Source organism: Rhodococcus sp. AB351, assembly GCF_049538275.1.
Classification (GTDB): domain Bacteria; phylum Actinomycetota; class Actinomycetes; order Mycobacteriales; family Mycobacteriaceae; genus Rhodococcus.
The window spans coordinates 662100-688662 of sequence record NZ_JBMVFW010000001.1; the positions used below are offsets into that span (position 1 = coordinate 662100).

Sequence of the window (26563 nt, forward strand, 5' to 3'; positions counted from 1 at the left end):
TAACTTCGGTGGATCCGACCCCGCTCAGCGGGGCTGAATCCACTGAAGCTGTGCCTGCGCACGTTCTTCGATCCACGAGCGCATCGAGTCGACGCTCTCCTGCAGCGCCTCGGCCGTGAGTCCATCGGAGGTCGGCACCGACGCCGCCACCTCGTCGAGGACCTCGAGCGCCAGACCGCTGCCGTAGATCTGCTCGGACAACTCCTGGTACGCCTGGTGGTAGATCTCCGTGAAGGCGTCGGAGTCGAGGAAACGGGTCTTCAGTGTGTTGCCACCCATCGGGCCCCGACCTTCCCCGTCACCTCCCGGCATTCCCGGTGGCATGCCCTGGGGCATCCCCTCCGGTGGCGCGTCGCCCGGCATGCCCTGCGGAGGACCACCGCGCCCGAGCCGCATGGACGGTGCGTCGCCCTGCTGCATCGCCGGTGGCTCGGGTGCGCCCTCCGTGTTTCCTCCGGAGCCGCCCGGTCCCATGCCGCCCATGATCGAGATGGAGTCGTCCGGGCCGGCGGACGTATCGCCCTGCATGGCCATGTTCAGATCCCACGAGACCACCGACAGCTTCTTCGTGTCGAGGTCGTACCAGAGGTAGTAGTTCTGACCCGGTCCGGCCATGTCATCGAAGTTGACGAGCAGGTTCTGGGTGGCGACGTACCGGGCGAAGGACTCGACGTCGACCCAGTCGGCCAGGTGCGCGTCGAACTCGGCATTGTCGGCCGAGTCCATCCACTTCAGGAAGCTGATGATCGGTTGCAACGTCCCGGAATCGGCGGCATTGATCTCCTTGAACTGGTCGGCGTAGTCCGACTGGTCGTCTCCGACGTACTCGAACCGCGACGACGCATCGGCCTTGTAGAGATAGCCAGGGGAGTCGAACAGCGAGTTGGCGTACTGCTCGTCGGGATGCTCGAGCACCAGTCGCGTCGCGGTGGCGCTGTCGTTGACCGAGTACACCGTGTACGCGTACCGCTGGGTCGGCTGATCGGTCTCGGCGGTGAGCGACAACGCCATCGCCTCGTTGATCACCGGCGAGCCCGGCCGCACCGACAGTTCGGTCATGCCCTGATACGCGCGACCGTCGACGTACTTGTCGAAACGGATCAGCAAGGGCAGTGAGGTCGGATCCTCCGGGTCCACCTGCGTCATGCCTTCCATCCCGGGCGGGCCCTGCGCCTGATCGAAACCCTCGCCCTGCAGGCCGCGCAGCGTCGAGTTGCCCTTCAGGCGCACACCCACGTCGTCGATGCGGGTGCCGTCGATGACCACATCGGCGACCACCCACTCCTTGTCGCCGTCCTTCTCGTATGCGGAGATCATGTCGTCGTACTCGGAGTCGCCGATCTCGAGCGACAACTCGTGTGTGACGGAGGTGTCGAACAGGTCGACTGTGCCGGCGACATTCTCGGTGATCTCCGAGGAGATGATCGTCGGGTCACCCGTGATGTAGGGCCGCACGCGTGCCGCTCCGAAGGCCGTGGCCACGATCGCGACGAACGCGATGAACGCCACCGGCAGTTTCCAGTGCCGACGCAGCGAGGTCGGTATCCGGTGCCGCAGACGGCGCCGCGGGGTCGGTGCCGTCATCACAGGTCGGTCTGGTCGTAGCCGGTCAGGACGCTCACCCGCTGGCCGGCGTTGACGGCGCTCAGAGCGGCGATCAGGTCGTTCGAGCTCGTGCCTTTCTTCAGCTGAGCCGTGTAGTACAGCTCCACCAGGGCGCCGGCGCGGACGGATTCGGTGGACACCAACTCGTATTCACTGCAGTGCTTGATGAGAACGTCCTCGACGGTGGCGGTGTAGGCGGGCTCCGGCGGCACCTGCACCTTGACCACCTGACGCTGCACGTCGAGCTTGAACCAGTTGAACTTGTTCATGATGAGCAGCACGAGGCAGATCGCGACGGTCGCCGCGATGGCGAGCACGTAGAAGCGGGTACCGGTGGTCATGCCGATGGCCATCACCAGGAAGATGAACCCGACATCACGGGTTTCCTTGATGGCGTTGCGGAATCGCACCACTGACAACGCGCCGACGAGAGCGAACGCCCGGGCGATGTTCGATCCGACCACCAGCATGATGAGCGCGATGACCATGCCGACCAGCACCAGCGTCTGCACGTAGGACTGGCTGTAGGAGACGTTCTTGTGCGTGTAGCGGTAGACCCACGCGATCACGCTCGACAGTACGAACGACAACGCCAGCGACACCACGATGTCGAAGGTCGTGAACGTGCCGCTGAGATCCTGGAAATCGAAATTCATATCCGTCCTTGTTTCGGAAAAGGGAAATTCAGCGAACCGGAATCGGCTCGGTGGAAAGGAAGTCGGCGGGCACCCGCGCGTCGAAGCCGTCCGGCAGCACCAGTTCCGGTGCGCCGAAACGGGACCGGGGTGCGAGCCCGAACGCCTCGACCGACTGGCAGTACTTCGACACCCGGATCACCGACATGTCCAGCCGCGCCGTCAGATCCGTCGCCCAGTAGGGCACCCGCTCGTTGGCCTTGAGCTCCACGATGGCCAGCTTCGGCGGGATGATGAAGCGGTTCTCGGCGCCGGACGCGAAGTGGAAGTCGCGGTCGCGGCCGTGCACCTTGTGGTCGATCGTCACGCGCAGGCCGAGATCGGCATCGCGTCCGACGAATGCCTCGCGCAGATAGCCGGTGGTCACGATCGGTCGCAGATCCAGATTCCCCACGAGGCCGGAGACCTCGTTGACGAACGGTCGCTGCGAGTCGTCGCACTCGATGTCCTCGCGCCCGTTCAGCCATCGCAGAGCGACGCCGTAGGGGAGTGCGGTGCGACGCTTCTGCGTCACCCGGTTGACGCGCTGCTTGATCTCGACCTGCACGGGAGTGTCGTCGGTGCACGCGGCCGGGTCCCCGTACAGCCGCATGCGCACCTTGCGGCGGAACTTCAGGCCCTCGATCTTCTCCCAGTAGAACCGCAGATCCGCGGTGTCGTAGTACAGCGACGTCACCGGATATCCACCGTGCGGTGAGTACGGATCGGTGTCCATCCGGGCGGCGAGCTCGCGCCGCAGGTCGGGCACCTTCATCTCGTCGACGAAGTACTTGATCTCGTACCGGTTGAACGCGTGCAGTTTGCTCGCGGTCTGTTGGAAGCCGTTGTTCACCGGAACAGCACACACCCGTCACCTCGAGGAGCCTTGGAGGTTTCCTGGCAGTTTGCTGGCAATCGGGAGACTCACAGGAAACTGCCAGGCTTCCTCGAGCGGAGCGTCAGCCTCACCCGCGACAATCGATGCGTGACCGACCGGATTCCCGAAGCGCGCGTGCTCGTCGTCGACGACGAACCGAGCATCGTCGAACTGCTGTCCGTGAGCCTGAAGTTCCAGGGCTTCGAGGTGGAGACGGCGAGCAACGGCGCCGAAGGACTCGACAAGGCGCGTCGCTTCCGACCCGACGCGGTGATCCTCGACGTGATGATGCCCGGCATGGACGGCATGGGCATGCTGCGCCGCCTGCGCGCCGACGGCATCGATGCGCCCGTGCTGTTCCTGACCGCGAAGGACGCGGTGGAGGACAAGGTCGCGGGCCTGACGCTCGGCGCCGACGACTACGTCACCAAACCGTTCAGCCTCGAAGAGGTCATCGCCCGGTTGCGCACGATCCTGCGCCGCGCCGGCAAGGTGTCCGAGGCCGAACGCAGTTCCCGCATCACCTTCGCCGACCTCGAACTCGACGAGGACACCCACGAGGTGTTCAAGGCGGGCAAGCCCGTGTCGCTGTCGCCGACCGAGTTCACGCTGCTGCGGTATCTCATGCTCAACGCCGGCACGGTGCTCAGCAAGCCCCGCATCCTCGAGCACGTGTGGAACTACGACTTCGGCGGTGAGGTCGGGGTGGTCGAGTCGTACGTGTCGTATCTGCGACGCAAGGTCGACACCGGCGACGTCCCCCTCATCCACACCGTTCGCGGGGTGGGTTACGTGATGCGGGAACCCCGCACATGAACCGCCTGCGGGCGCTGCCACTCCGTTGGACGCTGGTGGCCGCCCTGGTGCTCCTGGCCGGCATCGGTCTGCTCGCGTCCGGGGTCGCGGTCACCTCGGCTCTGCAGAATTCCCTGCTGTCGCGGGTCGATCGCGACCTCGAGGAGGCCGCACGCACCTGGGCGCGACCCGAAAGGCCACCACCGACGCCGCCGCTGGATGCCCCCAACTCCCGGCGACCACCGAGCCCTTTCTACGTGCAGGTCGTCGACGCCGACGGTCAGGTGTTGTTCGTCGTCAACGACGAGTCGACCGCACCGGATGTGCCGGAGGAGCCGACGGGCAGGCCCGTCACCGTCGGATCCGTGGGCGACGACGGTCCGCACTGGCGGGTGATGAGCACCGAGAATGCATCGGGTGTCGTGACCACGGTCGGCATGAGCCTGGCCGAGGCCGAGGAGACGGTGGACAGGCTCGTCGTGCTGCAGACGGTGATCGGTGCGGTAGTGCTGGTCGCGCTGGCGGTGGCCGGCGGTGTCGTCGTGCGTATGAGTCTGCGTCCGTTGGACGAGGTCGAGCGCACCGCTGCCGCGATCGCCGAGGGCGACCTCAGCGAGCGGGTGCCCGAGGGTGATCCCCGAACGGAGATCGGCCGCTTATCGGTGACCTTCAACGCGATGCTCGGCAGGATCGAGTCCGCCTTCGCGGCCACCGCAGCATCGGAGGAGTCGGCCCGTCTTTCGGAGGAGAAGATGCGTCGTTTCGTCGCCGACGCCAGCCACGAACTTCGCACCCCACTGACCACAATCCGTGGCTTCGCCGAGTTGTACCGACAGGGGGCGAGCACCGACACCGGCATGCTCATGGAACGCATCGAACGCGAAGCCCGTCGTATGGGCCTGCTCGTCGAAGACCTGCTGATGCTCGCGCGACTCGACGAACAACGACCGCTCGACCGTTCCCCGGTGGATCTGCTCGCGGTCGCTGCCGACGCGGTGCACAACGCGCGTGCCGTCGCGCCCGAACGAACCATCACCCTCGACATCATCGACGGCCCGGGAACTCCTGAGGTTCTCGGCGACGACGCCCGTCTGCGTCAGGTGTTGAGCAATCTCGTCACCAACGCGTTGACCCACACCCCACCCGACGCCGACGTCACGGTGCGGGTGGGCACCGCGGACACCGATGCTGTCTTGGAAGTCGCCGACACCGGCCCGGGCCTCGACCCCGACGACCGGGAGCGCGTCTTCGAACGCTTCTACCGCGCCGACGCCTCCCGCACCCGCGCATCAGGGGGGAGCGGGCTGGGCCTGTCGATCGTCGCCGCGCTGGTCGCAGCGCACGGCGGGAAGGTGGAAGTGGAATCGGAGAAGGGCCTCGGCTCGACGTTCCGTGTCCGCATCCCCCGCCTACTCCCACGTTGACGCAGTCGCCGGGAGATCGGTCGAAGAGCGATTGTCCCGCTGGGCTGAAAAGCTGTGTCGCCGCCCACATCGCGGTTCCTACTCTCGACTCATCCGAGGAAGGGAACCGGAAACAATGCAGTCGCTCGCCTGTCACACCTGTGACGCTCGCGTGCTCGTCGCGAAGTACAGCCCCGCTCATACCAGTATCCAGTGGTCCGACGAGGCCAGGCAGGCATGCCGCGAGATCGCGGCCGCCGCCGCGTGCGGTCCTGGTGCCTACGTGATGCGCTGTGAGGCACTCGACCGCACGGTGGACGAGGCGGTGTCCGACGGGGTGATCCGGACCGGCCACCGAGTCGACCCCGCCATCGCTCCTCTCGCTTCCACGGAGGCAGTCACCTCAGCCCGGTGACCGCCGTTCGCCTTCACCCCTTGCCAGCCCAGGAGAAACCATGACCGTCCCCCAGGAGCGGATCGAGATCCGCAACATCGATCCCGGTACCAACCCCACCCGCTTCGCGCGCGGATGGCACTGCATCGGCCTCGCCAAGAACTTCCGTGACGGAAAGCCGCATCAGGTCAAGGTGTTCGGCACCGACCTGGTGGTCTTCGCCGACACGGCAGGAAAGCTGCACGTGCTCGACGCCTTCTGCCGGCACATGGGCGGCAACCTCGCGCGCGGCGAGATCAAGGGCGACACCATCGCGTGCCCGTTCCACGACTGGCGCTGGAACGGCCAGGGCCGTTGCGAAGCGGTGCCGTACGCGCGCCGCACGCCGAAGCTCGGCCGTACCAAGGCGTGGACGACGATGGAGCGCAACGGGGTTCTGTTCGTCTGGCACTGCCCGCAGGGTAGTGAGCCCACTCCCGAGCTCGCGATCCCCGAGATCGAGGGCTACGAGGACGGGCAGTGGAGCGACTGGACGTGGACGACCATCCACGTCGAGGGATCGCACTGCCGTGAGATCGTCGACAACGTCGTCGATATGGCGCACTTCTTCTACGTGCACTTCCAGATGCCCGAGTACTTCAAGAACGTCTTCGACGGGCACATCGCCGGCCAGCACATGCGCTCCTACGGGCGCGACGACATCAAGACCGGTGTGCAGATGGATCTGCCGGAGGCGCAGACGATCTCGGACGCCTTCTACTACGGCCCGTCCTTCATGCTCGATACGATCTACACGGTCTCCGAGGGCACGACCATCGAGTCGAAGCTGATCAACTGCCACTACCCGGTCACGAACAACTCGTTCGTGCTGCAGTTCGGCACGATCGTCAAGAAGATCGAGGGCATGTCCGAGGAGCAGGCCGCCGAGATGGCGAAGATGTTCACCGACGGTCTCGAGGAGCAGTTCGCCCAGGACATCGAGATCTGGAAGCACAAGTCCCGCATCGAGAATCCGCTCCTCACGGAGGAGGACGGCCCGGTCTACCAGTTGCGTCGCTGGTACAACCAGTTCTACGTCGACCTCGAGGACGTCACGCCGGACATGACGCAGCGTTTCGAGTTCGAGGTGGACACCTCCCGTGCGCTCGAGTCGTGGCACAAGGAGGTCGAGGAGAACCTCAGCGGTTCGGCGGAGTGATCCGATGATCCGTCCCGCCGTACGCGGCGGGGCGGATCATGTGTCGCGTCGGCGGAAGCCGTCGACGAACAACGACACGATGGTGCGCGAGAGATCGGCGAGGGTGCGGTTCGGTCCGGGCCGGTACCAGCGGGAGGCATGCCAGACCGCGTCGTAGATCAGTTCCCGGAACGCTTCGGGATCGATGTCGGTGCGGAAGACCCCTTCCGCGATGCCGTCCCGGATGGCCTCGCGCCATGCGACTTCCATGGCGTCGGCAGAGGAGACCATGTCGGCCTCGACGACGCGCTCGCGCATGTACTCGCCTTCGCGTCGCCAGATGGAGGTGGCGCCGTGATAGTCCTCGGAGGTCTCCAGCGCGATCTGTGTGAAGGCCTCGAGTCGTTCGACCGGCGGTAGCGACCGGGCGAGCACCTCGCGGCACCGTTCGTTGAGGTCGGTGATGTACTCGCGGATGAGCTCGGTGACGATCGCTTCCTTGGACGGGAAGTAGTGGTAGAGCGCTCCGGAGTAGACACCGACCGCATCGGCGATCTCGCGGATGGTGGTGGCGGTGACACCCTTGCGGGCGAAGATCTCCGCCGACCTGTCGAGTATCTGTCTCTTACGCTCCTGCGGGTCCACCGTCGTCCTCTCGTAAGGCCTGGGTGAGGCCTGTTCCGGACCGTATTCTGCCACATTCATTGATCAACCGATCAATGGAGTCCCGTCCCGACGTCTTCAGGAGTATGCATGGCCGTGACCCGCATGGACCCGATCGTTCCCACCACCCCCCTCGCGGGTGGCACCGCCCTCGTGACCGGCGCCGGCCAGGGCATCGGGCGAGGGATCGCACTTGCGCTCGCCGCGGCCGGCGCCTCGGTGGCCGTCGTGGGGCGCACCGCGGAGACGATCGGTGCCACCGCGGTCGAGATCGAAGCTCGGGGCGGCCGTGCGGTGCCGTACGTGTGCGACGTGACCGACGCGGCGGCCGTGGAGGCGACCGTCGCGGACGTGGTGAGGGAGTTCGGTGGCCTGAACATTCTGGTGAACAACGCGCAATCACCCGCTCCGGGAACGCTGCTCGAACTCGACGAGGCCGTGTACCGCGACGGGATGGAGTCCGGCCCGACCGCCACCTGGCGGATGATGCGGGCGTGCCACCCGCACCTGCGCGGCGGTGGTTCGATCGTCAATCTCGGATCGGCGGCCGGTATCCGGTGGAACCCCTCGGGCACGGGTGGATACGCCGCCGCGAAGGAAGCGATCCGGGTTCTCACCCGCACCGCCGCCTGTGAGTGGGCGGCGGACGGGATCCGCGTCAATTCGATTCTTCCGCTCGCCGATTCGGTGGCCATGCAGGAGTGGGCGGAACGCGAGCCGGACGAAGCCGCCGCATACGCGAGTTCGATCCCACTCGGTCGACTCGGTGATCCCGAGACCGATATCGGGCCCGCTGTCGTCTTCCTGTGCAGCGAGGCGGCCCGCTACATCACGGGCCATTCGCTTCCGGTGGACGGAGGTCAGGCGCTGGTGCGCTGAGCCATCGGCCGGCCGAGGTGTGGCTGGGAATCGGCCGGGGACAGGGAGCGCCAGACGGCCCGTGCCGCGAGCCGGACCGGGGTGGCCAGGCTGACGGTGTCGACGATGTCGACGGGTCCGGTCACGGACAGCGCTCCCACGCACATCTGCCCGTTTCCGATCGGCGCCGCCACGCATGCGATACCCGGCAACGATTCCCCGCACTCGTGCGCGACGTGGCGTTCGCGGATACGTGCGATCTCGTTGCGGGAGAGCAAATTCTCAGCCCTCGGAGCAGTGGCGTACGTGCATCCGGTCGCAGGATAGGCGGCGTGCATCCGGGTGTGGGCCAGAAGGGCCTTTCCGAGTGCGGTGCGATGCGCCGGCTGCCGTCCGCCGATGCGCGAGGGGAGTGCGACAGGTCCGCGGCCGACCTTGTCGACGTAGCGCACATCGCCACCTTCGAGAACCGCCAGGTGTACGACGAGACCTGTCGCCGAATGCAGGTCGTGCAGGACGGGGTGGGCCGCTCGGTGCAGGCGGTCGTGGTTCCTCGCCAGCGCGCCCCACTCGAGCGGTGTGCGTCCGAGCGCGTAGGTCTTGCCGCGCTTGCTCACCCAGCCGTGCTCGGCGAGCTGGGTGAGCAGCCGGTGGGTGGACGAGCGGGGCAGGCCCGTGCGCGTCGACAGTTCGGAGAGGGTGAGGCGATCGCCGGTGTGGAACTCGTCCAGGAGCCCGGCCACGCGGGCGATGAAGGCGTTGGAGAAGTCGTCGGTGTGTGTCATGGCATCCTCACGATGTGCCGGAACCGTCCGTTGATCGATTGATCAACGGGGCTGTGGACAGGGCGTGGTGTCACGCGGTCAGGGTCGCTTCCAGGCGGTCGGCTGCCCGACGCAGCCGCCGGGTCGCGTCTTCGCCGAGCGCCTCGACGGGGCCGGCAAGTGAGAGTGCGGCGATCTCCCCGTCCCCTGCGGCGAAAGCGGCGACGGCGTGCCGGAAGCATTCACCGCCGTACACGACACCACCGGCGAGCGTGTATCCGTCGGGGCCGCTCAGCGCAGGATGGTGCCCGTCGCGTCGGGCGAGCAGCGCCAGGCCGGCGACGGTGTCCTCGGCGGGACGCCGCTGGCCCGCCCAGGTGGTGTCGGTGAACTGCGCGCCGCTCACCTTCTCCAGGTAGACGACCTGGTCGTCGTCGAGAACGGTCAGGTGGACGGCGAGACCGGTCTCTCGGTGCAGGTCGTACATCGAGCGGAGGGCGGCGCTGTGGATCCGGTCGTGTGCCTGCGCGAGGGCGCCGAGCTCGACGATCTTCGGGCCGAGGTGATAGGTGGTGCCGCTGCGACGCATCCATCCGACCCACACGAGCTGGAGAAGCATGCGATGGGCCGACGAGCGGGGGAAGCCCGTTCGTCGGCACAGTTCGGTGAGGGTCAGTCCGTCCGTGTCGCGGAACGGTTCGAGCAGAAGGCCGACGCGGTCCATGACGGACGAGGGGGTGGGGAGGACTTCGGACATGGTCTTCTCCGTGGCGTGTCGTTGATTGATCGACCGATCAATGAGTATCTACGACTGTAGTGCCACTCGGAGCTCTGCGGAAGAACGAATTTCAAGACCGACGAAAAATGCACCGCGACCGGAAGTCGCGGTGCATTCGTCGGACAGGCCCGTGGGATATCAGGCAGTGGGAGGCAGGAACGCCTTCAGCGGCTCGGATCCCGACTGGTCGTGGCCCCAGTACGCATCCGCCGTGATCTCCTCGGACGTGTAGTGACGCTCGTCGACGAGCATGCCTTCGGTACCGAACTCGAGATCCCAGCCGCCGGGTGCGCGGACGTAGAACGAGATCATCTTGTCGTTCGTGTGCCGGCCGAGCGTCGACGAGATCGAGAAGTCGAGCTTGTTCACCCGATCGAGGGCCTGGCCGACCGCGTCGAGAGTGTCGACCTCGGTCATCAGGTGCACCAGGCCGGGCTCCTCGTTCGGCGGAGCCGGGCACAGCGCAAGGCTGTGGTGGCGTTCGTTGATACCGAGGAAGCGGACCCGCACGAGGCCGTCCTCGTCGAGACGGATCGAGCCGCGCGGCAGGAAACCGAGAACCTGCGTGTAGAACTCGTACGTCTCGGCGAAGTTCGCCGTCGGCAGCACGACGTGACCCAGGCCGAGGCCGCCGGTCACCCAGCGTCCGCCGAACCGCGTCACGACCGGGCTGTGGTCGAGAACCGGCCCGAAGAACACTTCGAGGCGGGTTCCGGCCGGATCCTCGAACGCGATGGCGCCCTCGGCGTCGATGTAGGTCGCTTCCTTGTGCGAGAGCACCTCGACGGTGCGTCCCGACTTCTCGACGGCCTCGCGCACTCGCTGGAGCGCGAACTCGTCACGCACCTCCCAGCCCACGGCCAGGGCCTTGTCGGAATCGCCGGGCAGCACCTGGATGCGGGAGCGGCGCTCGTCGATGCGGGCGTAGAAGCCGTCGGCCTCGGGGCCGGTTCCCTCGGCCATGCCGAGCCCGTCGAGGAGCAGGGCGCGCCAACGCGGCACGTCCTGCGTCTGGATGCGGAGGTAGCCGAGACCTCTCAGTTCAGTCATGTCATCGTCCTCGAAAGTGAAGGGGGGAATCAGATCATCGCGCGGTAGGGACCCTGCGGGTCGCCACCGAGCTGCGTCAGGGCTGCGGAGTGGTAGATCATGCCGGGCACGTGGATGGCGTGCGTCAGGCCGACGTGTGCGTCGCGCCAGAAACGCTGCATCGGAGTCTTCAGGTGCACCGCTGCACCGCCGGCACGCGCGAAGATCTCGTCCATCGCCCGCACGGCGCGCCACGCGGCCGAGATCTGGGTGCGACGTCCGATGGCGCGCTCCTCGAAGCTGATCTCCTCACCGCGGTCCGTCTTGTCCCAGAAGCGGTCGACGGTCTCGAGCAGCGCGAGTCGCGACGCAGAGATCTCGGAAGCGGCCTCGCTGATGGCGTACAGGACGTACGGGTCCTCCTTGATGGGGACACCGGTGACCTGGACGCGCTCCTTCTGCGCTGCGATGTAGCAGGCGAGTGCGCCCTCGGTCATGCCGATCAGCGACGAGGTGATGCCCAGCGGGAAGATGTACGAGAACGGGAACTTGTACAGCGTCTCGTCGCGACCCGCGTGGCGCCAGCCGTTGCCGCTGAGCACGATGTCGGCGTCGATCGTGCGGTGCTCGGGGATGAAGGCGTCCTTGATGATCAGGTCCTTCGAACCCGTGCCGCGCAGGCCGATGACGTTCCAGCTGTCCTGGTCGATCTCGTAATCGGAGCGGGGGAGCACGACGTGCAGCACCTGGCCGGTGCGGTTGCCGTCCTTGTCGCCGACGGCGGCACCGATCATGATCCAGCCGCAGTGGTCGGTGCCGGACGAGAACGACCAGCGGCCGTTGAGGATGTATCCGCCGTCGACGGGCACCGCGACACCCATCGGTGCGTACGGCGAGGCCATCCACATGTCGTTGTCCTCGCCCCAGATCTCCTCCTGGGCCTTGGGGTCGAAGAAGGCGAGCTCCCACGGATGAACGCCGACGATGCCGGCGACCCAGCCCGTCGCGCCGTCGAGTGCACCGAGCGCCATGATGGTCTCGGCCGCCTCACGCGGGTGGCCTTCGAAGCCGCCGTACTCTTTCGGCTGGAAGGTGCGGATGATGCCGGAGTCACGCAGGCGCTTCGCGGTGGTGTCGGTGAGGCGCATGAGCTTGTCGCCCTCGACACCCTCGGCGCGGATCTCGTCCGCGTGCTGCATGATCCTGTCCAATACCTGACCCATGACGGTGACTCTTCCTGGGATCGGCTGCTGTGAGCCGGGACTGTGTGGGAGGGGGTGTTCCGCGTAACGGAGCGACCTGCGCTGTGCAGGTGTGGCGTATCGAACAGTCCCAGCCCGTGATGTGATCGCGCACCGATGTTTCCGTTGAACGGGACATCCGGGCAACACGGACGGGGTCCGCCCCCTTCGGCGGGCCGGCTGTTGTTCCGATCAGCGGGACGTTGCAGGAGATTGCGTCCGACGGCCGGTAGACAGGCCGGTGACCGCCTGCTCCGGAAGGATCGCCATGACCGAGACCACGGACCGCCCGACCAGCGACCTGTCTGCGGCCGAACAGCTTCTCGCCATCCACGAGATCCAGCAGGTCTTCTCGGCACGTCTGCGGGTGATGGACACCAAGCAGTGGGATCTGTACCCGACCCTGCACACCGAGGACGTCGTGAGCGAAACGTGGGGTGGACTGCCCAGCGACAAGCAACCCCGCACCGGTGAGGAGGCGGGCCGCGTGGTGGGTCGCGAGGCGCTGACCCGCGCCATCAGCAACCTCCTCGACGGTCCGGTGCCGGTCACCTCGGCTCATCACGGCCACTGCCCGGAGATCGTCCTCGAATCCGACTCCACCGCCCGCGGGATCTGGGCGATGGAAGATCAGCTGTGGTGGGACAACGACGGCGTCGAGGAGTCGCTGCACGGGTGGGGGCACTACCACGAGGAGTACCGCAAGGTCGACGGTGTCTGGCTGATCTCCTACCGCAAACTCACGCGTCTGCGTGAGGTGCACACCCCCGGTTTCTTCAGCTTCCTGAAACGTCTCTGAACGACGCCCGTCAGGGCAGTTCCGGCAGCGGGCGCGTGGCGACTTCTTCCGCTTCCGCGGGATCCATCCCCACCATGCACAGCATCGCCCGTGCGTAGATCTCGTCGATGTTCTCGGGAGCCTCGGTCGACACCACGTGGTGCAGCGTCGACAGCAGAGAGCCGAACACACAAGCCGTCGCGATGTCGATATCCGTGATGGTGAACCGGCCGGCGTCGACGCCGTAGCGCAGGTCGCGGGAGGCGCGCGGGCCGAGAATGCCGATGAGTTTCGGGTGGGCGATACCGAGCCGGACGACGAACCATCCCCACAGCGGGTCGCTCATCGCGTGCCGCACGAGATGCCGCAGCGACGACGCGAATCTCTCCGCCGTATCGGGCATGTCTTCCGTCATCGAATCCATTCGGGCGCCGAGGGATTCGATGGATTCTTCGGCGACGGCTTCGACGATCTCGTCGCGGGACGCGAAGTAGTTGTAGAACGTGCCGACGCCGAGGTCGGCGGCTTCGGTGATGTCGGCCGGCCCGACCGCGTCCACGCCGCGTTCGGCGACCAGTGTGCGCGCGGCCTCGATGAGGCGCGCGCGGGTCTTCTCGCGTCGACGCTGGTGGCGCGACGTGGCAGGCGCTGCGGCTTCGTTCGACGTGGTGGGCACGTCCGTACCGTACGCCATGCGAACTCAGATATGAGCATGCAATCAGAACTGAGGGATTGCTCAATATTGAGTGCTGTGTCACTATGGTGTCAGTCGGTATGACGTAGATCACCCGAAAGGCCACCCGCCATGACGAACCTCCACACTCTTCCCGCGGACGACGTCCGACAGCTCGAGACCGATGTCGCCGTCGTCGGATGCGGGCCGGTCGGCACCCTCCTGGCTGTCCTTCTCGGCCGGCAGGGGCACCGCGTCACCGTCGTCGACAAGTGGCCCACCCCCTACGAGCAGCCGCGTGCCGTGACGTTCGACCACGAGATCGCCCGCATCCTCGCCGTTCTCGGCATCGATTCGGACGACGATCCGGCCATCGAATTCCACGACGACCTCTACTACTGGCGCAGCGCTGCCGGCGAGACCCTGCTCGAGGTGGACTGGAAGTCCGTCGCTGCCTCGGGGTGGCGTACGCGCTACTGGTTCTCCCAACCCGAGCTCGAGAAGCGTCTGCGCGAGGTCGCGGCCGAACTGCCCACGGTGACCATCCGGCGCGGCTGGACCGCGGTGGGTCTCGAGCAGGACGAGAACGGCATCACCGTCAGCGGCACCGTGACCGACATCGCCGGTACCTCCGTGCAGGAACAGATTCGCGCGCAGTACGTCGTGGGAGCAGACGGTGCCAACAGCTTCGTCCGCGAAGCCCTCGACCTGGACTTCACCGACCACGGTTTCTTCTTCGATTGGCTGATCCTCGACATGATCCCGAAGGGCGACCTGCCCGACCTGGGTCCCACCCACTGGCAGCTGTGCGACCCGGCGCGACCGACGACCATCGTTCCCGGCGGTCCCGGCCGTCGCCGCTGGGAGTACATGGTGCTGCCCGGCGAGGACCCCACCGACATCGCGTCGGAGGAATCCGCATGGCGGCTGCTCGAGCCGTGGGGCGTGAACCCCGGCAATGCGGAGCTCGAACGCTCCGCGGTGTACCGCTTCCAGGCGCGCTGGGCCGAGACATGGCGTCGCGGACGGGGACTGATCGCGGGAGACGCCGCACACCTCATGCCGCCCTTCGCGGGCGAGGGTATGTGTGCGGGCCTGCGCGACTCCGTCGCTCTGGCGTGGCGCCTCGACCTGGTGCTGTCGGGCCGGGCGGACGACGCCGTTCTCGACTCGTACGGCACCGAACGCAAGGGGCACGTGCGTCACTACATCGACTTCTCGATGCGTCTCGGGCAGGTCATCTGCATCGCCGACCCCGAGGAGGCGGCGGAGCGAGATCGTCGCATGATCGCAGAGGCAGCCTCGTCCGACGGCGCCCCGGTCGACACCGACATCGCCTCCCTCGGACCGGGCATCTGGCAGCAAGGCTCCGCGCACGCAGGCGAACTGTCGGTGCAGGGCATCGTGGAGGCGAACAGCCGAACCGGACGGTTCGACGAGGTGGTCGGGCGCGGGTGGATCATCCTGGGACGTGGAGATTCACCGGCCGATCTGCTGACCGACGAACAGTCGCGGCGGTGGGCCGATCTCGACGGTCGCTGCGTGCGTATCGGAGAAGCGGAGTGCGACGTGACGGACGTCGACGGAACGTACAGCGCATGGCTTGACGAGATCGGAGCAGAGTTCGTGATCCTGCGTCCCGACTTCTACGTCGCGGCCACCGCATCGGACACTGCCGGGCTGCAGGCCTCGCTCGACGCGATACTTGCCGGCCTCCACCTGACCGTCGACGTGACCTCCCCGGCCGCGTGAAAGGAAAATCGACCATGGCTATGGATTTCCACCACGTCACCCTCGGCCAACGCGTGCTGTTCGGGGCGGGACGAGCGTCCGAGAACGTCGCGGCAGAAGTGTCCCGCCTCGGCGCGACCCGCGTGATGGTCGTGGCATCGCCCGCTGAAGAGACTGTGGCGCAGCAGGTGTGCCGCGACATCGACGTCGCCGTCTTCCACGACGGTGTCGCCCCGCACGTGCCGATCGAGCGCGCCGAGGCTGCACGAAAGGCCGCCGCAGAGCATGCAATCGACCTGATCGTGAGCGTCGGAGGCGGCTCCACCACCGGACTCGCCAAGGCCGTCGCACTCACGTCCGGCATCCCGATCGTCGCGGTGCCCACCACCTACGCCGGATCCGAGGCAACAAACGTATGGGGTCTGACGGAGGCCTCGCAGAAGACCACCGGTGTAGATGCGGCGGTGCTGCCCGTCAGCGTCGTCTACGACGCACAGCTCACCCTGTCGCTGCCGACGGAACTGTCGGTGGCGTCGGGTCTCAATGCGCTCGCGCACTGCGTCGACTCGATGTGGGCGCCGCGCGCCGACCCGATCAACCGGGCACTCGGCGCCGAAGGCATCCGGGCGCTCACCGAAGGACTGCCGGCGATCCAGGCCGACCCGTCGAATCTCGAGGGGCGCGAGCAGGCCCTCTATGGCGCCTACCTTTCGGCGGTGGCGTTCGCCTCCGCCGGTTCGGGCTTGCATCACAAGATCTGTCACGTCCTCGGCGGCGCCTACGACCTGCCACACGCCCAGACGCACGCCACGGTGCTGCCCTACGTGCTGGCGTTCAACGCGCCGGCAGCACTCGACGCCGAACGCCGGATGGCTGCGGCCTTCGGTGCCGATACCGCCGTCGCCGGCCTGAACGCGTTGCGCGCCGAGCTGAATGCTCCGCGCGCGCTGAAGGACTACGGATTCGACGAGTCGAATATCGACGAAGCGGTCGAGCTGGTCCTGCCCGTCGTACCCCCGTCGAATCCCCGCTCCGTCTCCGCCGACGACCTGCGCGATCTGCTCCGCAGCGCGCACGCCGGCGACAACGTCCCGTCGTAGAAAGGACAGCGGACATGACCGTCGAACCCGGTACCCGCACCACCCCCGCCCAACAGGCCCTCGAAGAAGAACTGATCGGCAGGGTGCTGGCGTCCTTCGAGAACACCCCCGACCCGCGGCTGAAGCAGATCATGCAATCGTTGACGACGCACCTGCACGCCTTCATCCGCGACGTGCGCCTGACCGAAGCCGAGTGGAACAAGGCCATCGAGTTCCTCACTGCCGTCGGGCACATCACCGACGACAAGCGTCAGGAATTCGTCCTGCTCTCCGACGTTCTCGGCGCGTCGATGCAGACCATCGCTGTGAACAACCAGGCGTACAAGGGTGCGACCGACGCGACCGTCTTCGGCCCGTTCTTCGTCGAGGACGCACCGGAGATCCCGCTCGGCGGCGATATGGCCGGCGGCGCGTCCGGTCAGCCGTGCTGGATCGAGGGCACCGTCACCGACACCGACGGCAACCCCGTGCCGAACGCCCGCATCGAGGTGTGGGAGTGCGACGAGGACGGCTTCTACGACGTCCAGTACACCGACGGGCGTATCGCGGGTCGCGCGCATATGTTCACCGACGACCAGGGCACCTACCGCTTCTGGGCACTGACACCCGTCCCGTATCCGATCCCGCACGACGGTCCGGTGGGGAAGATGCTCGACGCCACCGGCCGCTCACCCGTGCGTGCCGCACACCTGCACTTCATGGTGAGTGCCGACGAGCTGCGGACCCTGGTCACCCACATCTTCGTCGACGGCGACCCGCAGCTCGAGATCGGCGACAGCGTCTTCGGTGTGAAGGACTCACTCGTCAAGGAGTTCGCGCAGCAGGCGCCCGGCACCCCGACGCCGGACGGACGCGACCTCGGGGACAGCTCCTGGGCCAAGGCGCGGTTCGACATCGTGCTCGCCCCCGAGGGCGTCTGACCACACGGGCTGACGCGGTGAAACGGGGTTCACCCCTGCAACACGCCGGGCGAACCCCGTTTCACCGCGCGAAGTTGTTTCGCAAAAGCCGAACCCCACCGGCGCCGGGGACGGTGTCGGTGGGGCTTCGCATCAAGGTGTTCTCAGTAGAGCTTTTCGAGCTTGTCGAGATCGACACCCTTCGTCTCGCGACTGGTGGCCACGGCGATCACGGTGATCGACATGGTGATCACCAGATAGACGATGACTGCGGTGGCACTGAAGCGGTCGACCAGCCACACCGCGATGAACGGGGCAGGAGCCCCAGCGATGATCGACGAGCCCTGGAACACCAGCGACGAACCGGCGAAGCGGTACTTGGTGGGGAAGAGTTCCGTGATCCACGCGGCTTCGGGGCCGGCGAGCATGCCGTGCAGCAGAGCGCCGACGCAGACACCCACCCCGAGTGCAGTCATGTTCTCGGTGTGCACCAGAGCGAAGAAGATGGGCGCCCAGATGACGAGCGAGATCGAGGGGACGAGCATCGCGATCTTGCGTCCGACCCGGTCGGACCACCAGCCGCCACCGATCATTCCGAGGAACTGGCAGACCGACGCGAAGGCGACGGTGGTGACGATGGCGCCGCGCGTGTAGTCGAAATAGGTGGTGGCGTAAGCGATGACGAAGATCGTGTAGACGTAGAACGCGATGTTCTCGCCGAGACGCATGCCGAGGCCGTGGAGCAGCGGGCGCGGCTTACGCAGAGCCTCGACGATGCTGGACGATTCCTTGCGTGCAGCCTTGTCCTCGGCGGACTCGGCCTTCGCCTGCGCGGCCTGGTAGACCGGAGATTCCTCGACACCCCGTCGGATCAAGAAGCCGATGATGAGCAGGGGCACGGCGAGCAGGAAGGCGACGCGCCAGCCCCAGTTGTCGAATGCGTCCCCGGGGAAGACGACCGCCAGGATGCCGACCGTGACGGTGGCCAGGACGGTACCGGCCGGAGCTCCGGACTGCGGCCACGCCGCCCAGAATCCACGACGCTTGGGTTCGCCGTATTCGCTGACCAGGATTACTGCGGCGCCGAACTCGCCACCGAGAGCGAAGCCCTGGATCATGCGCAGGACCACCAGGGCGACGGTCGCCCAGATGCCGATCTGGCCGTAGGTCGGCAACAGTCCGATCGCGGCCGTCGCGCCTCCGAGCATGAGGAACGTTGCCACCAGGATGGGCTTGCGTCCGAACTTGTCACCGAGGTGACCGAAGACGATGCCGCCGAGAGGACGGGCGACGAAACCGAGTCCCTGTGTCGCAAGTGCCATCAACAAGGAGGCGACGGCATTCCCGCTGGGGAAGAAGAGAGGGCCGAGGACGGTCGCGGCCAGGATGCCGTAGACCGCGAAGTCGTACCACTCGAGGACGGCGCCGGCCATGCTGCCGGCCAGAACCCGCTTGAACGGAGTTCTGGTGGTCGGTGTGCCGGAATCCGGTGGGACGGACGGCGTACCCGACTGCTCGATGGTGGTCATGTTGTGCCTTTCCGAACGGGTTCGAGTAGGGCGGTGTGTCACAACTGGAGGGTCAGCTTGTTGCCGCATGCGCGGGAGCAGCAGGTCATCATCGTTCTTCCGGCGGCGCGCTCGGCCTTGGTGAGGACCAGGTCGCGGTGGTCGACCTCGCCGTCGAGAACGGGTACCTCGCAGGCGCCGCAGATACCTTCTTCGCAGTCGCTCTGCGCGTCGATGTTGGCCGCTCGAAGTGCTTGGAGCACTGTCTGATCGGCTGCGACCGGAACGGTGATGCCGGAATCCTTCAACACCACCTCGAAGCCGTGCTCCTTGGACGGATCGAGTTCTTCGAGCGTGGAGGAGAAGTGTTCGACGTGCAGCGTGTCGTCGGACCAATGCGCAGTGGCCTCACCGAGCGCGGAGAGCAGACGTTCAGGTCCGCACGAGTACACCTGTGTGTCCTCTTCCGGGGTGGCGAAGAGGGTGGGAAGGTCCATGCGGGTGCCTTCGTCGCCGGGATAGATCCGGACACGATCTCCGTGGTCGCGTGCGAGACGGTCGAGAAATGCCATGGACGTGCGTGAGCGGCCGGCGTAATGGATCTCGTAGTCGCCACCGGCAGCCTTGACCTGATCGGCCATCGCGATCACCGGCGTGATGCCGATACCGCCGGCGACGAAGACATATCGCTTCGCGTCGGGGTCGAGTTTGAAGTGATTGCGGGGACCCCGCACACGGAGCGTGTCGCCGACGGACAGTTCGGTGTGGATCCACCGGGATCCACCCCGGCTCTGGGTGTCGTGCAGGACGGCTACCTGGAAGGTGTTGCGGTCGTTCGGATCACCGCACAGTGAGTACTGGCGTGAGACGGTGCCGCAGTCGATGTCGATGTGCGACCCGGCGGACCATTTCGGAAGCGGGCGCCCGGAGGTATCGCGCAGGGTGATCAACAGGATGTCGTCGGCGACGCGTTCCAGCCCGGAGACGGCCATCGTGCGAGCGATCGTGTTCTTCGACGGTTCGCCGATCTTGACCGGCTGCTGTCGGGACAGCACCGTGGGATCGGTCCTTTCAGGGTTGCGCGACGGATCCCAGCGAACCCACACATGATCGGGTCCGCGGAACGAGGTGTTGGGGAGGTAGGTGAATTCCTGGTCCGGGACCAGCTCCATGTGGGGCAGGCGGCGGGTCAGCTCTTCGAGGAAGATCTGGATCTCCATGCGCGCGAGATTCTTTCCCATGCACTGGTGGCTGCCATACCCGAAGGTGAGATGGTCGCTGGCGTTGTCGCGTCGGATGTCGAAGTCGTCGGCCTGGTCGAAGTGACGTTCGTCGTGGTTCGCGGACGAGTTCACGATCAGCAGCTTTGCCCCGGCGGGGATTGCGACACCGTTGATCGTGGTGTCCGCGGTGACGAGGCGCCGCCACGCTGCTACCGATCCGGAGTGACGCAGGCATTCTTCGACCGCGTTGGGGATCAGGCTCGGGTCGGCGCAGATCTCTTCCCACACGTCGCGGTGTTCGAGCAGCAGCCGCAAAGCATTGGCGGAGGCGTTGGCAGTCGTCTCGTGCGCGGCGACGATGCCGGCCATCATCATCGAGTGCAGGTAGGAATCGGTGACGACGTCCGGCTGTTCCTGCTGAACGCGGATACCGAACGGCATCCAGCCGTGCCCGTCGGGGTTCTTGCGCATCTTGTCGAGAACGGTGCCGGCGAACTGCCAGAACTTACCGACAGCATCGGCGACGGCGACCTGCTGTTCGGGAGCCGGACGTCCCCACGTGTTGACGGTGTGCGCGATCGAGTACTCGCGCAGGGTGTCCATGTCTTCCTCGGGCACGCCGAGGAAGTGCAGCGCGACGGTGAGCGGAACCTCCCAGAGCATCTCGTCGACGAGGTCGACGTGTCCGGTATCGATGAAGCGATCCACGTACTCCCGGGTCAGTCGACGCACCATCGGCTCGTGGTGAGCGAGCGCAGCGGGAGTGAACGGCTCCATCAGCGCACGGCGTCGCGGCATGTGCGCAGGTTCGTCCTCGTTGACGAGGGTGCGATTCATGGCATAGCCGTAGCGAGCGAGGACGGCGTTCGCTTCGTCGGAAGTCGGGGTGATCTTCTCCAGGGCAATCGAGGGGGAAAACAACTGGTTGTCGCGGAAGACGGCCTTCACGTCCTCGTAGCGGGTGACCACCCAGTAGTCGAGTTCGGGGCTGTAGAAGACGGGTTCTTCGTCGCGTGACCAACGCAGAGACGCGGCCGGGTCCACCTGGTACGGGCCGGTGAAGGGATCGAACGATGCAGCGCGCGGGGAGACGGGGCAGCCGGTCGGGGAAGTGAAGGCGGTGTGGTCGACGGGGCAGCGGCTCTCCGCGGCGGGTTTCGGGGTGTCGAGGACGGTGCCGATCGACTGACTCGTCATGATGCTCTCCATCTGCGAACTGCAAGTTTACTTTTAACGAACACATATGTTCGTTGAACGCACAGTAGAACGGTAACGGCGGTCACACTCGGCGTCAATGTCGGGGTCGGATCTCTGTGCTGAGGGCACAAAAAAGGACGCCCTCAGCGGGCGTCCTCGAGCGTGGCTGTACTGGTCAGGTATCGAGCAGGCTGTTGATCCGTGCGGCGGTCGCCACAACGGCGGCTGCCGCAACATCGGTATCGAGACCTTCGATCGCGACAACGCCGACGCTCGCCTCGAATCCCGCGCCCTCATGGTCGAGGGGGGAGCGCACGCTGGCTGCCACGCCGACAGCGCCGTGCTCGAGCTCGCCGGCGGTGATGCTGAAACCGTCCTCGCGTGCACGTCGGACGGCGTCGGTGTCCGTATCCGATGCAGCGCGGCCGGCGAGGATCGCGAGACCGGCCGCGCCCTTGGATACCGGATGCCTCGTACCGACTCGGTAGCCCACTCGGAGGATGCCCGTATCGGGTTCGGCCACCGCAATCACGACGCACTCGTCGCCTTCGAGAGTCGACAGAAAGGCGGTGGCCGATGTCTGCTGAGCCAGGTCTCGCAGGAGCGGTTGCGCCACTTCGCGCAAGCGGGGGCGGAAGCGTGAACCGAGAAGAGCGGCTCCGACGGCAAGTCTGATCCTGCCGTCCTGTGTTCGGGCCACGAGCGAATGCGCTTCGAGGGTCGCGACGATTCGATAACCGATGGCCCGAGCGACCTCCAACTCGGCCGAGAGTTCCGCGATCGAAATTCCCCCCGGTCGCTGGGACACGATGTCCAGCGCACGTAGACCGCGATCAAGGGTCTGGAGGGTGCTCAACGGTTCTCCTCGGGGCTCTTGCTAGGGATACCGAAGCCTATCTCGACCACATCTCCGGCTATCGGCGCGAATGTGTGGCGGGTGTCTAGGGGCAGTTTCTTGGGTGTCGACCGGCCCCCGCGCGCTGAACCGGGGCTCACCCCTGCAACACGCCGTGCGAGCCCCGGTTCGGCGCGTCAGCCCGCCCCGCCTTCGATGGATGGGCGGTCAGGCTGTGCCGGCCGCGTTATGCGCGCGCCAACTGACAGAGGGCGCTTGAGGTTTCAGAAACTCGCGGTAACGGTATTCGTCACTTGGTTCTCGCGGTGATCTCGACGGCCTCGGGAAACTCATCGGGTTCTGAGCGGGAAACAATGTTGCATAAACGTGATTATCGTCACTCGGAGTGTTCCGTTGTTCGGGTTACATGCAGGTAGGTGAACTCGAAGCCCAAGGGATTCAACCGAACACACGACACGGTCGCAGCGTTGCCCCGGACTCCGAGGGTGAATTTCCCGCGTGATCTGCGAGAAGACTTCGATTAACAGGTAACGCTCAGCTATTTCTCAGAGATAGTTCGGGTAACGCTCGCTCGAGTCCGGTTCCAGTGCCGGCGCCTGGACTCGTCGGGAAAGTTTTGTCTCGGGGAGGAGACACATTTATGGGGAGGACTGCGGGATGACGACGGTCGATGATCGAGGGCTCGACCCGTCCGACGCTCAGCGGGGTGCACCGAAGCGTGCCCCCGCTGATGCGTCGCCCGGCACCGGTGTCAACCGGTGGAAGTGGCAGAACGTGTACGTGAAGAGGCTGTACCTCACGGACGCGATCACCGTGGTCCTCTCCGTGATCCTGGCGCAGACCGTCCGCTTCGGCTACGAGGATCTGCTCCTCGCCGGAGGTGGCGGCCAGCTCGATTACACGGTGGTATCTGCCGTCCTCATCGTGGCCTGGCTGGGCGCGCTGAGTTTGTTCCGTTCACGGTCGCGTCGCGTGATCGGCGCCGGCTACGACGAGTATCAGCGGGTCATCTCGGCGACGCTCGCCATGTTCGGCACGATCGCCATCATCGCGCTCATCACCAACCAGCAGATCGCGCGTGGCTTCCTTGCTATTGCGTTGCCGGTGGGTCTTGCCGGTTTGCTGTTGTCGCGGTGGGTGTGGCGGAAGGTCATCGCGCGCAAGCGTGCTCGCGGCGAGTTTCAGACCTCGGTGCTGGTGGTCGGTGGTGCGCGGGCGGTGCGGCACATGGCGCGTACCTTCTCCCGTAAGGATGGGGAGGGTTACCGCGTCGTCGGTGTGTGCGTGCCCCGCTATTCGGGAGCGCCCGGTGATGTGATCGATGTCGACGGCCGGGAGATCACCATCTACGGCGACGAGCACTCGGTCGTCGAAGCACTCGAGTTGTCGGGGGCGGACACGGTGGTGGTCACCGCCACCGAGACCCTGGGTAGCGAGGGTCTGCGCGATCTGGTGTGGCAGCTCGAGCCGCTCGACACCGACTTGGTCGTGGCGACGGGTGTGGTCGATGTGGCCGGTCCGCGGATCGAGATGCGTCCGGTGGCGGGTCTGCCGCTGATTCACGTCGAGAAGCCGAGCTATCACGGGGCGAAGCGGTCGGGGAAGCGGATCTTCGATCTCGTCTTCGCGAGCGCGGCGCTGGTGGCGTTGGCGCCGGTGTTCGCGGTCATCGCGCTGTTGATCAAGCTCGAGGATCGGGGTCCGGTCTTCTACAAGGCCGAGCGCATCGGCATCGACGGCACGCCGTTCGGGATGATCAAGTTCCGGTCGATGGTGACCAACGCCGACAAGATGGTCGACACGTTGCTGGCGCAGAACGAGGGCGCCGGCCCGCTGTTCAAGATGAAGGACGATCCTCGCGTGACCCGCGTGGGCAAGGTGATGCGGCGGTTCAGCATCGACGAGTTGCCGCAGTTCCTCAACGTCGTCCGTGGCGAGATGAGCGTGGTGGGTCCGCGTCCGCCGTTGCGGCGTGAGGTGGAGGCCTACGACGGTCGGGTCAAGCGCCGCCTGCTGGTGCGCCCCGGCGTGACCGGCCTGTGGCAGGTGTCGGGTCGGTCGGATCTGTCGTGGGACGAGTCGGTGCGGCTGGACCTGTCGTACGTGGAGAACTGGTCGATGGTGTCCGATGTGCTGATCATCGGCAAGACCGTCAAAGCCGTGCTGGCCAGCGACGGCGCCTACTGACACAAGCTCGACAAGAACGGCCTCGGAGTTCCCACTCCGGGGCCGTTCTTTCATATGCGGTAGACAGCAGCGGTGCCGTTCAGTCGGCTTTGCGCTTCGTCGAGCGGCGAGGCCGACTCCCGTTATCCAACGGCTCGAACAGTTCAGCGGTATTGATGGTGGCGAGTTCGCGGCTCGCGGCCTCGTACAGGCCGGTCAGCACCTGCATCGATCGCGACGCGTGCCGCATCTTCGTGGTGATGTCGCTCAGTTCCTCGAGGTTGGACACCAGGGTCTCGCGGCGGAGCTGGGCGTAGCGATCGGTGACGGCCCGACCCTTCTCGGTGACGGTGAAGACGGAGGAGGTGCCGGCCTTCCGTCGTTCGAGTAGGCCGAGGCTGACGAGCTTGCGGAGGTTGTACTGCAGATTGGGCAGATCCTCCCGGTTGGTCAGCTGGGCGATCGTCGCGGTGTCCTTCGAACGCTCCTGCATCCGCACGACGTGCAACGCGACGATCTCGTTGAAGGCCAGGTCGAGGTCTGTGGCTGCCCGGATCGCCTGGATAGCGAAGCGTTGGAAGCCGCCCTCGGCTTGGAGGATCGCGAACTCGAAGGACGTCAGGGCGTCCTCGTAGGCGTTCTCGGCGAGATGCCAACGTCTGCCGGTGGGCAGGGGTGCGGTCTCGCTGGTCGGCTCGGAGTCTGCGCTGGTCATCACTGTCTTCCGCGATAGGCCCGGGCTCATCGCCCCGCGGCGGGGTGCGCCGCGCGGGTCAACGGTATCAAGATTGCGCACATGTCATCAATGTAAATTTCATGGATTTTCTATTGACGTTCCACGGAACTTCGATACTGTGGCTTCAGACACAGCGAGTGTCACCCACTTCTCGAAGACCCGGTTCTCGGGTCCGTACCTCGGTCGCACCTCAGCCCATCCAGCGACCTACCCCACCCCTCACTCACCTCCAGGGAGTCATTCCATGACCGCTATCTCGCACAGCGGATCCTCGGCGGGAGTCACCCGCCAGTACGCCCCGTATGTCCAGGCAGACTGGGGTTTCGCCAACCACTGGTATCCCGCGCTGCTGTCCAGCGAACTCGAGGACGGCACCGCCAAGGGCGTCACCATCGGTGGACACGACATCGCCCTGCGTCGCAGTTCGGGTAAGACCTACGCAGTATCCGACCGCTGCATCCACCGGGGCGTGAAGCTCTCGGCGAAGCCGATGTGCCTGTCCGAGGGCACGATCACGTGCTGGTACCACGGCTTCACCTACGGACTCGAGGACGGCAGCCTGACCACGATCGTCGGCAATCCCGACGACTCGCTGATCGGGAAGGCCGGCATCCGGACGTACCCGGTGGAAGAGGTCAACGGGATCATCTACGTCTTCGTGGGTGAGGAGGACTTCGGGACTCCGCCTCCGCTGGCCAGCGACCTTCCTGCGCCGGTCACCAATGACCCCAATGATTCTCCGGTGCCGCACCTGCTCGACGAGGGCATCGTGATCCGCGGCATCCACCGCAAGCTCGTCGGCAACTGGCGCCTCGCTGCTGAGAACGGCCTCGATCCGGGACATCTGCTGGTGCACTGGGACAACCAGATCCTGGTCGCTCTCGACCGCGCCCTGCCTCTCGGTGTCAATGCACTCACCGACTCGGCGACGGAGGAGATCGACATCGAGGACGGTCCCAAGGGCGTGATGAACCGCTACGACCGCCCCGACCTGTACCAGCCGGTTCTGGACAACCCCAAGGTCAACATGAAGGCCCGCGGCACGGTCCCGCACTACTTCCGCACCTCGTTGTGGGTCCCCGGTGTCCTGATGGTCGAGCACTGGCCCATCACCGACCACGTCCAGTACGAGTTCTACGTCCCGATCGACGACCACCATCACGAGTACTGGGAGATCATCGCCACCCGCGCCCGCACCGACGAGGAGATCGCGGAGTTCAACTTCAAGTACGACAACTTCATGCTGCCGCTGGCGCTGGAGGGCTTCAACAACAGCGACGTCTTCGCTCGTGAGGCCACCGAGGAGCACTACACCCGCTTCGACGGCTGGAACAACGAGATGTTGTGCGACATGGACTATTCCATCATCGCCTGGCGCAAGATGGCGGCCCGGCACCCGCGTGGCTTCTTCGAATCGCCGTACCTGGACGAGGACTGA

Annotated in this window: 23 protein-coding genes; 10 read left to right on the top strand and 13 right to left on the bottom strand. The window is 65.9% G+C overall.

The genetic code is table 11. The features are described 5' to 3' along the window. Window positions 1–24 precede the first annotated feature (24 nt). Genes ACPCXD_RS03245 through ACPCXD_RS03255 form a run of 3 tightly spaced genes read right to left on the bottom strand, consistent with a single transcriptional unit; the run spans window position 25 to window position 3147 of the window. A complete protein-coding gene (locus tag ACPCXD_RS03245; protein WP_423658357.1) occupies window positions 25–1584 on the bottom strand; it encodes a CotH kinase family protein in 1560 nt (519 codons plus the stop codon). Next, on the bottom strand, window positions 1584–2261 hold the full coding sequence (locus ACPCXD_RS03250) for a DUF4956 domain-containing protein (RefSeq protein ID WP_145692256.1): 678 nt from the start codon (window positions 2259–2261) through the stop codon (window positions 1584–1586). Before ACPCXD_RS03250 ends, ACPCXD_RS03245 begins: the two co-directional genes overlap by 1 nt. A gap of 28 nt (window positions 2262–2289) precedes the next feature. After that, window positions 2290–3147 (bottom strand): polyphosphate polymerase domain-containing protein, encoded by an 858-nt coding sequence (locus ACPCXD_RS03255; RefSeq protein ID WP_423658360.1) that lies wholly within the window; start codon window positions 3145–3147, stop codon window positions 2290–2292. 117 nt (window positions 3148–3264) lie between these two features. Here ACPCXD_RS03255 and ACPCXD_RS03260 point away from each other — a divergent pair, with 117 nt between their 5' ends. The 3 genes from ACPCXD_RS03260 to ACPCXD_RS03270 all read left to right on the top strand — a co-directional run bounded on the left by ACPCXD_RS03260 (window position 3265) and on the right by ACPCXD_RS03270 (window position 6946). After that, the gene (locus tag ACPCXD_RS03260; RefSeq protein ID WP_016694841.1) at window positions 3265–3972 is read left to right on the top strand and encodes a response regulator transcription factor; all 708 of its coding nucleotides are present in this window, start codon (window positions 3265–3267) and stop codon (window positions 3970–3972) included. Continuing rightward, a complete protein-coding gene (locus ACPCXD_RS03265; RefSeq protein WP_423658362.1) occupies window positions 3969–5375 on the top strand; it encodes a sensor histidine kinase in 1407 nt (468 codons plus the stop codon). The genes ACPCXD_RS03260 and ACPCXD_RS03265 overlap by 4 nt, the downstream gene beginning before the upstream one ends. 434 nt (window positions 5376–5809) lie before the next feature. After that, entirely contained in the window at window positions 5810–6946 is a 1137-nt protein-coding gene (locus ACPCXD_RS03270; protein WP_088897943.1) for a 3-ketosteroid-9-alpha-monooxygenase, oxygenase component, read from the top strand. Window positions 6947–6982: 36 nt separating this feature from the next. Here the strand turns inward: ACPCXD_RS03270 and ACPCXD_RS03275 are convergent, their stop codons facing one another. After that, window positions 6983–7570: a TetR/AcrR family transcriptional regulator gene (locus ACPCXD_RS03275; protein WP_088897944.1), complete on the bottom strand. Its 588-nt coding sequence runs from the start codon at window positions 7568–7570 to the stop codon at window positions 6983–6985. A gap of 108 nt (window positions 7571–7678) precedes the next feature. Between ACPCXD_RS03275 and ACPCXD_RS03280 the strand changes: the two genes are divergently transcribed. Next, window positions 7679–8467, top strand: a complete 789-nt coding sequence (locus tag ACPCXD_RS03280; protein ID WP_160874014.1) for an SDR family oxidoreductase — start codon at window positions 7679–7681, stop codon at window positions 8465–8467. Here ACPCXD_RS03280 and ACPCXD_RS03285 read toward each other — a convergent pair. The 4 genes from ACPCXD_RS03285 to ACPCXD_RS03300 form a co-directional block, all read right to left on the bottom strand. Beyond that, the gene (locus ACPCXD_RS03285; RefSeq protein ID WP_088897946.1) at window positions 8449–9231 is read right to left on the bottom strand and encodes an IclR family transcriptional regulator; all 783 of its coding nucleotides are present in this window, start codon (window positions 9229–9231) and stop codon (window positions 8449–8451) included. The two genes, ACPCXD_RS03280 and ACPCXD_RS03285, sit on opposite strands and share 19 nt — an antisense overlap. A gap of 70 nt (window positions 9232–9301) precedes the next feature. Continuing rightward, complete coding sequence (locus ACPCXD_RS03290) at window positions 9302–9967, bottom strand: IclR family transcriptional regulator (protein ID WP_423658366.1); 666 nt, start codon at window positions 9965–9967, stop codon at window positions 9302–9304. Between the two features lie 159 nt (window positions 9968–10126). Beyond that, window positions 10127–11038, bottom strand: a complete 912-nt coding sequence (gene bphC / locus ACPCXD_RS03295) for a biphenyl-2,3-diol 1,2-dioxygenase (protein WP_016694848.1) — start codon at window positions 11036–11038, stop codon at window positions 10127–10129. 29 nt (window positions 11039–11067) lie between these two features. Then, a complete protein-coding gene (locus ACPCXD_RS03300; protein ID WP_160874010.1) occupies window positions 11068–12240 on the bottom strand; it encodes an acyl-CoA dehydrogenase family protein in 1173 nt (390 codons plus the stop codon). Window positions 12241–12526: 286 nt separating this feature from the next. Between ACPCXD_RS03300 and ACPCXD_RS03305 the strand changes: the two genes are divergently transcribed. Beyond that, window positions 12527–13057: a nuclear transport factor 2 family protein gene (locus ACPCXD_RS03305; RefSeq protein ID WP_160874008.1), complete on the top strand. Its 531-nt coding sequence runs from the start codon at window positions 12527–12529 to the stop codon at window positions 13055–13057. A gap of 10 nt (window positions 13058–13067) precedes the next feature. Here ACPCXD_RS03305 and ACPCXD_RS03310 read toward each other — a convergent pair whose 3' ends face one another. Next, a complete protein-coding gene (locus ACPCXD_RS03310; RefSeq protein WP_160874006.1) occupies window positions 13068–13712 on the bottom strand; it encodes a TetR family transcriptional regulator in 645 nt (214 codons plus the stop codon). 129 nt (window positions 13713–13841) lie between these two features. Here ACPCXD_RS03310 and mhpA point away from each other — a divergent pair, with 129 nt between their 5' ends. From mhpA to ACPCXD_RS03325, 3 genes are read left to right on the top strand one after another with little or no spacing between them, the layout of a single operon-like run. Then, complete coding sequence (mhpA, locus tag ACPCXD_RS03315) at window positions 13842–15461, top strand: bifunctional 3-(3-hydroxy-phenyl)propionate/3-hydroxycinnamic acid hydroxylase MhpA (protein ID WP_423658369.1); 1620 nt, start codon at window positions 13842–13844, stop codon at window positions 15459–15461. A 14-nt stretch (window positions 15462–15475) separates the two neighbouring features. After that, entirely contained in the window at window positions 15476–16540 is a 1065-nt protein-coding gene (locus ACPCXD_RS03320; protein WP_160874002.1) for an iron-containing alcohol dehydrogenase, read from the top strand. Between the two features lie 14 nt (window positions 16541–16554). After that, window positions 16555–17460 carry a hydroxyquinol 1,2-dioxygenase gene (locus ACPCXD_RS03325; protein ID WP_160874000.1) on the top strand — a complete coding sequence of 302 codons (906 nt, stop codon included), beginning with the start codon at window positions 16555–16557 and terminating at the stop codon, window positions 17458–17460. 143 nt (window positions 17461–17603) lie between these two features. Here ACPCXD_RS03325 and ACPCXD_RS03330 read toward each other — a convergent pair whose 3' ends face one another. From ACPCXD_RS03330 to ACPCXD_RS03340, 3 genes are all read right to left on the bottom strand, one after another. Beyond that, entirely contained in the window at window positions 17604–18968 is a 1365-nt protein-coding gene (locus ACPCXD_RS03330; protein WP_423658372.1) for an MFS transporter, read from the bottom strand. Between the two features lie 38 nt (window positions 18969–19006). Then, the gene (locus tag ACPCXD_RS03335; protein ID WP_106201664.1) at window positions 19007–21367 is read right to left on the bottom strand and encodes a cytochrome P450/oxidoreductase; all 2361 of its coding nucleotides are present in this window, start codon (window positions 21365–21367) and stop codon (window positions 19007–19009) included. Between the two features lie 175 nt (window positions 21368–21542). Further along, window positions 21543–22223 (bottom strand): IclR family transcriptional regulator, encoded by a 681-nt coding sequence (locus tag ACPCXD_RS03340; RefSeq protein ID WP_301844473.1) that lies wholly within the window; start codon window positions 22221–22223, stop codon window positions 21543–21545. A 657-nt stretch (window positions 22224–22880) separates the two neighbouring features. On the opposite strand from ACPCXD_RS03340, the gene ACPCXD_RS03345 reads away from it, so the two are divergent. After that, complete coding sequence (locus ACPCXD_RS03345; protein WP_423658374.1) at window positions 22881–24410, top strand: sugar transferase; 1530 nt, start codon at window positions 22881–22883, stop codon at window positions 24408–24410. Window positions 24411–24489: 79 nt separating this feature from the next. Here the strand turns inward: ACPCXD_RS03345 and ACPCXD_RS03350 are convergent, their stop codons facing one another. Then, window positions 24490–25104: a helix-turn-helix domain-containing protein gene (locus ACPCXD_RS03350; protein WP_258259075.1), complete on the bottom strand. Its 615-nt coding sequence runs from the start codon at window positions 25102–25104 to the stop codon at window positions 24490–24492. A gap of 265 nt (window positions 25105–25369) precedes the next feature. On the opposite strand from ACPCXD_RS03350, the gene ACPCXD_RS03355 reads away from it, so the two are divergent. Beyond that, complete coding sequence (locus ACPCXD_RS03355) at window positions 25370–26563, top strand: Rieske 2Fe-2S domain-containing protein (RefSeq protein WP_085469794.1); 1194 nt, start codon at window positions 25370–25372, stop codon at window positions 26561–26563.